Raw genomic sequence first — 11,756 nt, 5'->3', positions numbered from 1 at the left:
AATCGTCGATCTCGGAACCGTGTCCCATAGTTCGGGCAATACGGGATCGATGCCAGCCAAGAGAAGTTTAACTCGTTCCTGCGCTCTGAGAATGTCATCATGAGCAACCGGTTGTCATGCATCAAATTCGTTACACATCGAATTCAAATTCACGCTGTTCAAAAACTCTTCGGCAATTTTTGTCAGCTCATCGGATCTGAGCACCAAAGCGTTACTGGCGTTGAGTGACTGCCGCAAGTAGTCATCCTTAATGGATTTCTCAAACAATGGATCGTTATTCATTTCATACATCATGGTATACAGCTCTTCTGTTAAGGAAGGATCGTGAGTGCCATAGTTGCCCCGGTCAGTGTAGCTTCCCCACTGGCAAGCATTGGGCCAACAATACGTTAGACAACCACCTTTCGAGTGTGTCAATTCATACAGGTAATGACTGAAGGCCTGCTTAATTGCTTTCTCGCATTTGTTTTTTAAGTCAGTTATAAGTTTCTGCTCCTCCTCTGATAGCTCACGGGACTCAGCAATGGATTTGTTTTCGCTGCGGACATCATCTCTATGTTGCCTAATTAGATTCAGTGACATGTCTTCATTAAAATAGCCACCGGGACTTTCAAATAATGCATGCATCCGAATTTTAAGATCAGCTAAAGCTTGCATGTGATGGAGTCTTTGTTCTTTTTTGACCGCCTCATATTGATTGATTTTTTTCGATAGCTGCCTCAAGCCCGGGCTATTCTCAGTTTTATGCTGTAACAGGGCGTTGGTCTTTTCATTAATTGCTGTGTCGAGCCAGCGAGGTTGCCCCATGATAATGACCGGACGGTGGTTCGCCTTCCCCGAGATTAACTGCACAAATGCAGGGTCGTGCACCAGCATTCGTTCTATATTCGGAATGCCATCAGGCTCGTCCGTCCAGGCGTCCTGTAAAGATGAATCGGCAATTTTACCTTTAAGGAATGACGAACATCCACCATGACCCTGAGTGATGAAAAAGGCAGAGGTATCACTTCTTTCCTCTTGTAAGCTTCTATAAAACAATTGCCATGCCTGGCTATTTTTTTCCCTGGACAAGAATTCCTGATACCACTTTTTCAGGCAATGTGCGGCTTTAACTTTCAGTTCGTCGACGTCTTCCAGACGCACCAGTAGCTGATGCAGTTCACGGGGCAGTGAAGCGTTGTTCTCATCGAACGGCAGTGGGTCCAGCCAACCCGATTCCAGGGCTTCACGGGCAAAGTGAATAACCGAAGGTTTGGTTAAGTCACTGTCTTCCAGTATTTTCACAATTAATCTCACCCATTGGTGAGAGTTTGCTCCAGCCTGGTCAACCATTTTTGAATGGATTGACTTGAGTAGTTCAGTGACCTGATCTTCATCGCTGTTAGACAATATTTGTTTGACCGCCTCCGACATTGATTCATAAATATGCCAGTCTTTGCGAGTCATAGTATCTTTCCATGACTTCCCGAAATGGCTCAATGCGTTTGTCCCCAGCGACTCTGTCAACCAGGCCACAGTATCTTTCCATGGCTTCTCGAAATAGCTCAATGCGTCTGTCCCCAGCGACTCTATCATCGAGACGCCCATGGCAAAGCCGGTTAAATCATTTCTCTCCCAGAGATTCCTGATTATACTGGAGAAACTTAGATTCGCTTCTCGCCATGCACTTTGGGTATCAAGGTTTTTTTTCAGTTCCCCGAGGCTCATAGCACAAGCTTTAGCCAGATCTTGCTGCTGTGCTGAATCAGCACCTTTTAGCAGGGCTTTCAAGTGACCCTTAATCGTCCTTAACACAGTGCCGGGATCATCGACCTTCCTGACAGGCTGAAAATTGTAGGTAATTTTTGTCTTCTCTGCGCCTGCCCCGCCCAAATTTACCGACTCCCAGGTTTGGCCTTTATCCGGGGAATACTCTGCAAAGTGGTGGATAAGGCTTGTAACTTGCCGACATGGAATCCCGAAATAACGACAAAGCGCTATAAAAACAGGTACACGATGACGACAGCTACCCTGCCGCTGGGTTACCAGGAAATGAAAGAAACTCTTTTCGCGATTTGGTTTAGTCTTACCGGAAAACTGTTGGCAATACTCCGTGATTGCCTGAATGCGTTGTGTCGTACCATGAGCGTTTGCTATTTTCCGCAAAGGCTTCCGTATTTCGGAGGGCTGTTGGCCAATATTCGTAAACAGTCCGTCCAGTACTTTTTTCATCCCTTCTGAACAGCGGGTGTCAAACCGTATTGATCGATCTGTTCGGGCTTCTTTAAGCGATGATTTTCTTTCCTGTGCTCTGGCTTCTACGACATAAGTCACCTGAATACTCTGGCCGGCTCTGGCCTCCGGAACAAACAGTGTGTGAAGCCCGGTATATCCACCCCTGATCAGGGTAAATGCCAAATCGGGTTCGATACGCAGGGCCACGATATAGTCGTCAGGCGTCAGGCTGGGCAATGTAAATTCGCTATTCTCCGATGAACATTTAAAAGTCCCCAGCGTTTGATTGCTGGCTAATGTTACTTCCTGGTCATGCTCCGGCAACCGGGCAGGCATGAGGGTTTCGACCCTCTGCATCAGTTGATCACTGATCTCGAACAGTTCGATGTCACCCTCAGCGGTCACATTAATATCATCTAAGCAAAAGCGATACATTCTGGAAGGAGGTTCCTGCGTAGCAAAAATTATATGGTCATCACAATGATTTGGCTTGCGGTTCTCATAGTTCGTGTCCCAGTCCAATGTTGAAGTATATTTTACCTGGACTGCCGGATCGTATTGTTCAGAATCGTCAACCCTGTGGTTCGGCTGACCACTTATCTGATGCCAAAACGCAGGCCACAATTGAACGGTATTGGAGTTCCATATCCTTATCCGCAGATCAGCTTCCTCAAGATAAGGCTGGGAAGCAGGTAATTTAAGCGTTTGTTCCTCTTCTTCCGTCAGGGGGAATACGCTATTAGCGTCAATGCCCGTCTGGTCAAACGTACGATTAAACCAGCTTTGCTGCCAGTGTCGGTACAGTGCCCGGGTGAGAATATCATCCGACTGATCCGGGGTCAGGGAAAGACCGGATGCCTGCCATCTGGCCTGAGCCACCCTCTTGATAACTTCTGTTTTGGCCTCCTCTTCACTCAGAAGGGTATTAATGCGAATTTCATGGCGTTTTTCATTAGTGCTGTTGCGATCACTTTGTCGTATCAACCACGGATGATCAATGCTCGATACCGTTTCGCAGAGCCATTGGCTCAGCTTATGTGCAAGCGCTCCTTTACCCAAGGCAAGATCCGCTGACTCGGGCAGTTCCTCCAGCGATATGTTGGCGGCCATCAGGTAAAGCTGGTAGTGCTGAGTGAGGCATTGATGAATAGCTTTTTCGGTAAAATCGCCCCCTCTGATAACCGCTCTGGCGACATTCTGCAAGTCAAGGCTGGTCGGCTGCAACGGCAGGTTTTTGCGTTGCAGGCAAGCCCTTAAACGACAATGTATTTCCGTCAGCTTTTGAGCGACGAGTTTCCCTTCTGAGGACTCTGGCAACACTTTCCCGGCAATGGTCTGTAATTCCGCCGGGTTGTACTGCCGGATGGGCAAATATCTGAAACGCCCTTTCAGCGCCGGTGATAAGGGTTTTCGCCCGCTGTACTCAGGCGGGTTGATAGTGGCAAACAGATGGAAACCCGGATGGGCGTCACCGGCCAGAATATCGTTCAATTCACCTTCCAGATGCTGGCTGTCGATCAGATTCATTTCTGAAATGACCACGATGCCGCCATGTACTTTGGCCTTCCGGATCGCTTCACATACTTTGTTCCAGGAACAATCACAGGCATTCAGGGTAAAGACTTCCGGCATGGATTCTCCCCTTTTCTCAGCCTGCTCTTTGACACTTTTAAGCACCAGATCCAGTGTCGCATCTTTACCCCGTCCGGCCGGGCCTTCAATCAGTGTCGCCTGACGACCGTCGTGTTTTCTGTGAAGATGATAAGCCTGCTGACAGCGGCTCAAATCCTGTCCAATCCACTGTACCAGTTCACTGACTGCCGAGCCGGAGGTATCAAAGTCTGGTTGGATTTTTTTGGTGACCGTTCTGAAGGCCTGCTGCATATCCTGCAGAGTGTGGTTATAAACTTTGTCGCTCAGGGTGTTGTTCGGCTGGTAACGGGCAGCAAACCAGATTTCCAGTGCTGACAGGGCATCCTGGTGAGTTTCGGTGATTTCAGGGCCCAGTACATCCCGGAAACTTTGTTGGATCAAACTGTTTATTTGCTCACGGGTAACATTTTCACCTGTGGGCAGCGCACGGTCCAGGTACCAACCCACCCAACTGCAAATATCCGTTAAATCCCTGGGGGTAAACTCATGTTCTGGCAACAGTTGCTGATAATGTTGCCACAGAGCCATTACACTCTTGGTGGCACCGTGTGCAATGTCGTTTATTTGCTGCTCCGGCAGATGTTGTTGCAACTGTTTGAGCAGAGCCGGTGCCACCACATTGTCCCGAAGGAAAGCCTGGTCCAGGCGGGGGTAGTAGGCTCTGGGCAGTTTCTCTTTCAGGGCCGGGTCGAGCTGTCGGCCGGAGTAATGATCCGGGTTACCGGTGAGAATGATCCGGTGTTTTGAGCTGACCTTGACAGGGTGGCCATTGACATAGATGCAGGGTTCCGGCTCCCACAAGCCGTTGAGTGACGCCAGTAATCCGGTTTTGGCCAGATTGGCTTCATCCAGCACCAGGGTAATGTATTCTCCGTCTTGGTCGGATTCGCTATTGACCCATTCCATCAACGCCCGGTTTTGCTGCGCCATAGAGCGGTCGCCATCGGCGTGTGTTTGCCATTGCCAGCGTTTCATCAGGGTCTGTTCGCTGTCAGAAGGACCAAGGGAAAGCACCGCTGCCGGACCTGAAGCCTTCGCCATTTTGGCGGAAAAGTAACTTTTCCCGGTACCGCTTTCCCCTTGCAGGAATATCACGGGTGAGTCGACAAGCCGTTCATGGAGTCGGGATAATCGACGACTTTCACGACCTTTCTGATTTATCTCGCCGTGATAAAGATCCTGAGCCAGTGCTGACAAAGGCTCATCAGCGGAACCCTGCCATGCCAGTGATTCAGACAGTCGGTTTACGATACGTTCAATGCCTTCTGAGTCGGAATTTGCTGTTCTGGCAATATGAAAACAATCGGTGGCCAGAGATTGGATGGCATCAGATCGGGTTTGCGCTGATGGCAAAGGTAACTGCCAGCCAGAAGCCAGCGCATCTTGCAAACGTTTAATCTGTCTTGATGGTCTGATGGTGAACGATTGACAGCTCTCTGCTGCGGCCGGATCGACTTTCAACTGGCAGGCCATTGCACCTCGCTGTTCTTCAGAGGTATGGGCCACGATCAGGGCACAGAGCCAGTCCAGAACTTTCTCTTCATCCCATTGCGGACATAACGTTTGATAGGACAGTTTTGCTTGCTTGAAAACTTTCGGGTCAGAGGCTCTGATCAGTGACCACAGGTTCTGCTTCACAAACGCTCTGTCTAACTGCCGGGCACTATTGATGATTTCATTTAACTGGTCCGGGTCTACCGAGGCAGTTGACTTCTGATTTGCATCCGGCAGTAACTGCCAACAAACCACTTTCATAAAATCACGCACTGACGGATTCTGTCGTAAGCCATGGGTGATGACACTATTGATAGCCTTGCGCCAATGACGGGGCAGTAGCTTTGATGACTGGTCAACCTGCTGAGCCCGCCGGGCAGCCAGTATCAGGTTATTCACTAACCCTTCGGTCATTTCAGGCAAAGGGTTACACAGGTGGGCGGGTACGGTTTTAAACGCTTCGTAGAGATCATCAAGCGCTTGTTCTGGCAGTTCAGTCCGGGGGATATCATGCTTGTCCGCATTGATATCCCAAAGATCGACCTCAGGACAGGGGTTACCCGTGGCGACCATTGAGCTGAATACTGAAGACGGGCTTTTTGCGGACTCTGGCCAGAGCAGTGTGACATGAGCTTGTGGGTAGGCCTGTAATTGACCATTCACCAACAGCGGCTGTCCCACAACCAGGGGTTCCAGCAGTTGCTGAAGCGACGGGTTACTCTCAAGTCCCAGGAATGCCACTGGCTTGCCTGCGGTTAATGCCTCCTGCAACTGACTCTGACGTCGTCCAAAATACGCCTTTTGCTCAGAGGTGATATGGATGTTATCGAATAGCTGGCTGAAGCGGGTTTGTTCATTGACCCTAATGACCAGTGGTGTTTCCGGCTGATCATTGATCCAATGACTGGCCTGGGCATGTTGCTGGTAAGTGATGGTTCTAAAAACGGCATGATCTCTCATTGAGTGCTCATCGTTTTCTGTCAATCCCAGAGCTTTCGGCTGCTGCCTTGAATGAGCCACCTGTAATTGGAGCTTCAGGCCTGTCGTCTCCCTGATGGTCTTCAGTGAACCCAGTAAGCGAAACCAGAGTGCTTCGGTGAGGGGCGAAGTGACGGTGACTACACCACCCGCCCGAACTTGTTCCAACAGACAGGTGTTAGGCACTGCATAGCCTTCCGGGGCAATGGCAATCGGGCTCAGCCATTCCCTGATGTTACTCTCGTTAATGATGATCGGATTTTGTGGTGCCTGCTTTTCTTTTTTATCACATGAGCGGGACAGGCTTTGGAACAGTGAATGAAGTTCATTCTTCCCTACCGGCATCTGATAAAACTGAACATTGTCGGGTAACTGACAGACCTTCCCATTGCTCTCAAAGCACTGCTGCGCCAGCATTTGTCGAATCGTCTGTTCGAAGGCCAGATCCTCCCAGTTGGCTCCTTTCAGAATCACCCGTTGTCCGGCCTTCAATAACTCAAGCCTGCCGGGGAGGTGCTGGATTCGCCCCTGCTTATCCACACCGGGGCCGCCCAACAGCAACTGTTGCCAGTTGCTGTGCAGGTGACAGTCAATAACAGCGGTATTGTCGTCGTCCATGGCGCTTTCGGCAGGGGGGAGTTCAACTAATAACGAAGGAACCTCGTCAATCTCCATCGATGGCTCGTTGCCAGTTTGTGCGTCGAACTGCCAGGTATTGCCCGGTCGATTAATTCGCCGCCAGAAATCAGCACCAGGTGCGTCTCCACGCTGGCCAACCGATGTCAACTGTTCAGGGTCTGCCACGACCAGCAGAGCAACATGCTCGCCCAGGGGGCGTTTCTTCTGGCTGACTTTGTCGAACAGACAGGGGTTGTCCGGGTCCAGCAGGTCGTTAAATTTGGGCAGTTCCTCGCTGGTGAGCTTTCGGATATCCAGCACCAGAGTCAATGGCTGCGAACCTTCAAACAGCTTGCCCGGACTCAGAGCGTGGTGACCGTCGCCGGAAATGCTCAACCGGCTCACCAGATTTGCCTGTGAGAGTTCATCGGGGTGGGAAATAACAGTGACATCCTGATGTTCATCGCAGGTCCTGGTAACCAGAAGCTGCCGAACCTCATCGTCACTGGCGACAAAACGAAAATCGAAAGAACGAGGGGTATTTCGAGGCGAAGAATCCGTTGAGGATACCGTTCTCACTTTGGCAGACAAGGTTTTTTGAGTTAACGAAAGATTGAGTGTGGCATCAGAGACAGCTTCAATCTTTTCCGACAATGCCAGCTTTGCTTTCTTGGGTGGCGGACCACAGTATTGACTCTCAAAAGCAGGGCTTTTTATGTTCTCACCAATCCGACCATCCATAGTCATTCTCCTTTTCTACTGCTATCAGCATTCCTGTATTGAAGTTGTTTAGGAGTTTGACCTTAAAAAAGGATGAAAGTTCCGTTTTGATACTTAGTCGTGACCATCGAAGGAAATCACCGGTCACGAAAAACTTATCGTGACCAGACAATGATCAGATGTCCAATGACTCACAAAGCGAATTCAAATTCACGCTGTTGCAAAATTCTTCGGCAATTTTTGTCAGCTCATCGGATTTCAGCACCAGAGCGTTACTGGCGTTGAGTGCCTGCCGCAGGGAGTTAATCTTACCAGGCTCCTGAAACCAGGAAGAGCTATCAATTTTACGCATCATGGCATGCAGTTCTTCCGGTGAAGAGGGTTCATGAGAGCCGTAGCTCTTGAATGCGTCTATGGGCACTTTGGCCCAGCAATACGTTAAAGAGCCACCTTTCGAGTGCGTCATTTCATAGAGGTAATGGCTGAAGGCCTGCTGAATCACTTGCATGCACCTGACTTGTAAAAACATCACACGTTTTTTCTTCTCATCCGTCACATAAGGTGACGCTGGCATGGACTCGGCCCTGCTTGTGGCATCAAACCTTTTTCCCTTATCTTCTTTTTTGTCATATCGCTTATGAGGAGGCTTTGATGGGTCGTAACTTGCACTCCAACTGCGACTATACGGTGCTTGCAGAACACCATTGCCTTTATATCGCTGCACAGAACGTTGGTTAATTTTTTCCAATAAATGCCTGACCTCCGGGCTATTATCAACTTTTAGTCGATACAGGGCTATGGCCTTTTCTTTATATACTGTATCGTCCCAGCAAGGTTTCCCCAGGACAATCACCGGACGGTGGTTTGCCTTGCCCGAGTTTAACTGCGGAAATGCGGGAAGATGCGCCAGTATGCGCTCTATATCCGGAATGCCCTCAGGATCCTCTGTCCAGGCGGCCTGCACAGATGAGCAGAGAATATTCTTTTCAAGAAACGGTGAAAACCCATCATGACCATGAGTGACGAACAAGGCATCATCTTTCTTCTCTTGGATGCATTTATATTTCAGCAGCCATTCCTCGCTATTTTTTTCTCTGGACAATAATTGCTCATACCACTTTTTCAGACCTTGGGCGGCTTCAACCTTCAATTCATCGACATTTTCCAAACGCAACAATAGCCGATAATGTCGATTGGCCTGAATCATATAGAATTGATGCATCGGCTGAGGATCCAGCCAACCTGATTCCAGAACCTTTCGGGCAAACTCAATAACCAAAGGTCTGGCTAATTCACTGCCATTCAGTATATTCATCATTGAAAGCAACCACTTGTATGGACATGCTCCACCCTGTTCAATCATTTTTGAATGGAGTGACTGGAGTAGTTCAGTCACCTGATCTTTATCACTGTCAGACAATATTTGTTCGACTGCTTCCGACATCGGGCTGTAGGGATTCCCGGTAGCGTCATCACATACAGTACCGATCAATGCCTTCTCGTCCTTGCTCAATGCTTTTGTCTCAAGTGACTCCAGGATTGAGACACCCATGGAAAAATCAGTTAGATTTTTTTCCTTCCAAAGGTTTTTGACTATTTCGGAAATACTTGGACTGGTTCCTGACAATGCACCGCTTGTCTCAAGGGCTTTGTTCATTCCCTTCAGACTCATACTCCAGGCTTTAGCCAGGCTGAAACCACTTCCCTCCGCAGTGGCATGAAAGTCAGGTGTCGTTTCTTTTATCTCCCCGGGTGCCCCACCACAATCCACTGATTTCCAGGTTTGGCCGCCATCCCCTGAATACTCAGCAAAGCAATGGATAGGGTTACCTATTTGTCGACATGGAACCCCGAAATAACGACAAAAAGCAATAAAAACAGGCACACGATGACGGCAGCTACCTTGCCGCTCTGTTACGAGGAATTCAAAGAAATTTTTATTGCGCTCTGGTTGTTTCTCACCGGAAAACTGTTTGCAATAGTCCGTGATCGCCTCAATTCGTTGATTCGTGCCTTTAGCGTTTTTTATTGTCTGCAAAAGCATCTGTTCTTCAGATAGGGGTTGGTCAACCTGGTCAACCTGGTCAACGGTCTTAAACAGTTTGTCCAGTACTGTTTTCATACCTTTCGAACAGCGAGCGTCCAGAAGTCTTGATCGTTCTGGTGAAGCTCCGTTAGCAGATGTTTTTTTGCCCGGCTCTCTCGGTTCTACGACATAAGTCACACGAATAATCTGGTTGGCTACAGCCTCTGGAATAGTCAGTGTGTGAAGCCCGGTATAGCGATCCCTGACCAGGGTAAATGCCAAATCGGGTTCCATACGCAGGGCCACGATATAGTCGTCAGGCGTCAGGCTGGGCAAAACATACTGACCATTTTTCGATGACGTTTCAAGGGTCGCCAGTGTTTGATCTCTGGTTAATGTTACTTTTTGGTCTTGCACTGGCAACCCCAATGGTATAAGGGTTTCGACCCCCAGAATATGCTGATCATTCAGATCGATCCGTATAACATCCCCCTCATCAGACACATCAATATCTGTTGCCCAGCAGCGATACATATCGGGAGTATAGTTCTGGGTATCAAAAATTTTATAAGCGTCAAGATTTAGCCTCTCCTGACTTGAATAGTTCGTTCTCCAATCCAGTTTCTCATCCTGTTCCCTGTGGAATTCCGGAATGTATTGTTCAGGAGCTTTATTACCGTCAGTAGCCAATACTTTCTTAACATAGCTCTCAACCCGATGGTTGTTCTGCAGGCCACTCATCTGATGCCAGAACGCAGGCCACAATCGAACCGCCTTGGAGTCCCATGCACTTATCCGCTGATCAGCCTCTCGAAGATAAGGCTGGGAAGTGGGTAATTTCAGCGTTTGTTCCTGTTCTGCCGTCAGGGAAAATACACTACCAGCGTCCACGCCAGTCTGGCCAAAATTACAGTCAAACCAGCGTCGCTGCCAGTGTCGGTAAAGCGCCTGGGTGAGAATATCGTCCGACTCGTCCGGCTTCAGGGAAAGACCGGATGCCTGCCACCTGGCCTGAGCCACTCTCTTGATAATTTCCGTTTTGGCTTCCTCTCCATTCAGATCCGCCTTAATACGAATTTCATGGCGTTTTTCATCGATGCTGTTGAAATAACTGCCGCGTATCAACCACGGACGATCAATGCCTGATACCGTTTGGTTGAACCATTCGCAAAGTTCATAATCAATCGCACTGTTACCCGCGACAAAAGTTGATGATTCAGGCAGTGCCTCAAGCGATATTTTTGCGGCCATAAGGTAAAGCCGGTAGTACTGATTGAGGCATTGATGAAGTGCTTTTTCGGTAAAGTCGCCCCCTCTGAAGACGGCCCTGGCGACATTCTGTAAATCAAGGCTGGTCGGCTGCAACGGCAGGTTTTTCCGTTGCAGATAAGCCCTTAAATGACAATGTTTTTCTGTCAGCTTTTTAGCGACGAATTTACCTTCTGAGGACTCTGGCAACACTTTCCCGGCAATGGTCTCTAATTCTGTCGGGTTGTACTGCCGGATGGGCAAATGCCGGAAACGCCCTTTCAGTGCCGGTGATAGCGCTTTGCGTCCGCTGTACTCAGGTGGGTTGATGGTGGCAAACAGGTGGAAACCCGGATGAGCGTCACCAGCCAGAATGTCGTTTAACTCACCTTCCAGATGCTGGCTGTCGATCAAATTCATTTCTGAAATCACTACGATGCCGCCATGTACTTTGGCCTTCTGGATCTTTTCACACACTTTGTCCCAGGAACAATCACAGGCATTCAGGAGAAAGACTTCCGGCATGGATTCTTGCCTTTGCCTGGCCTGCTGTTTGACGCTTTCAATCACCAGGTTGAGAGTGGCATCCTTGCCCCGTCCCGCCGGGCCTTCAATCAGCGTCGCCTGACGACCGTCGTGCTTCCTGTTGTGATGATATGCCTGCTGACACCGGCTCAAATCCTGTCCCAGCCGTTGCACCAGCTCACTGACTGCCGATCCGGAGGTATCAAAGTCAGGGCGGGTTTGTTCGGTGAATTCTTTGAAGGCCTGCTCTATAGAGTGCAGGGTGGTCTGGTAATGAACT

General features: G+C 49.1%; 2 protein-coding genes. Both read right to left on the bottom strand.

Annotated elements, in window-relative coordinates; all coding sequences use genetic code 11:
• Positions 1-114: 114 nt before the first annotated feature.
• Positions 115-7,698 (bottom strand): AAA family ATPase, encoded by a 7,584-nt coding sequence (locus KBW69_RS07835; protein WP_257280534.1) that lies wholly within the window; start codon positions 7,696-7,698, stop codon positions 115-117.
• A 154-nt stretch (positions 7,699-7,852) separates the two neighbouring features.
• Positions 7,853-11,756 (bottom strand): transglutaminase-like domain-containing protein (locus tag KBW69_RS07830; RefSeq protein ID WP_257280533.1); only part of this gene is annotated, 3,904 nt, incomplete at its 5' end.

This window comes from Endozoicomonas sp. ISHI1 (assembly GCF_024606225.1).
Lineage (GTDB): Bacteria > Pseudomonadota > Gammaproteobacteria > Pseudomonadales > Endozoicomonadaceae > Endozoicomonas_A.
Note: the sequence above shows the minus strand (reverse complement) of the source record. Positions and strands in the feature narration are given on the sequence as shown.